This is a genomic window from Streptomyces lancefieldiae, assembly GCF_031845825.1.
Taxonomy (GTDB): Bacteria; Actinomycetota; Actinomycetes; order Streptomycetales; family Streptomycetaceae; genus Streptomyces; species Streptomyces lancefieldiae.
Window position 1 is genome coordinate 1 of sequence record NZ_JAVRFH010000262.1, and the last position, 695, is coordinate 695.

At 70.2% G+C, this 695-nt stretch carries 1 pseudogene; it reads right to left on the minus strand.

The features are described from left to right. Positions 1-356: 356 nt before the first annotated feature. Positions 357-584, minus strand: a pseudogene (locus RM812_RS42020) (hypothetical protein); the annotation flags it as partial. Positions 585-695 lie beyond the last annotated feature (111 nt).

Sequence of the window (695 nt, forward strand, 5' to 3'; positions counted from 1 at the left end):
GAATTATTACGCCGTAATGACGTGCTTCTGAGTCGGTGGCAGCTGGCGAAGCACGGCGTGCCGCTCGCCGAGACGGTGACAGCGGCGACGCGCTGGTACTGGCGATCTGCCACCAGTGGGCAGGGGAGCGGGATACCGAAGCTGGCGCCCCGTCGCCTCGGTGCGCGAGGGCTCAACGCCTGGTTCGGCTTCGAGCCGAAGGGTGCTGTGGGCGGCACCGGCGAACACGCCGACCAGTCCGCGGGCAGGGGCTCGACGCGGGAGGTGATCCCGTCGACGACCGTGAGCAGTTGCCTGTACAGCTCCTCGGTCCGCTCGGCGGGGTGGAAGTGTATCCGCATCGTCACCCTCGAAGACGGGTACTCGCCGTCGGGGGTGGGCTGTACGGGCAGCCGGTCCAGGAGGCTGGTGTTGGAGAGGATCACGCCGCAGGGGTGCATCGCGATCCCGCGCGGCAGCGCGTCCAGCCCTTCGGCGAGTTCCCACAACGGCCCGTACCGCCCGGCATCGGCCGCGAGCTCCCGCAGCTCCGGCAGCTCTGAGAGGGCGGAGCGGATGTCGCACGCCCGGATGTGCGGGAACGTGAAGCGCTCAGTCACAGGGGGCGCCTCGCCTGCGGTCCGGCGCGGAACTGCCGACCCCCGAGCAGGCACTACTGTCGCATCGAGCTGGAGCCCGCCCCGCACCTGATCACG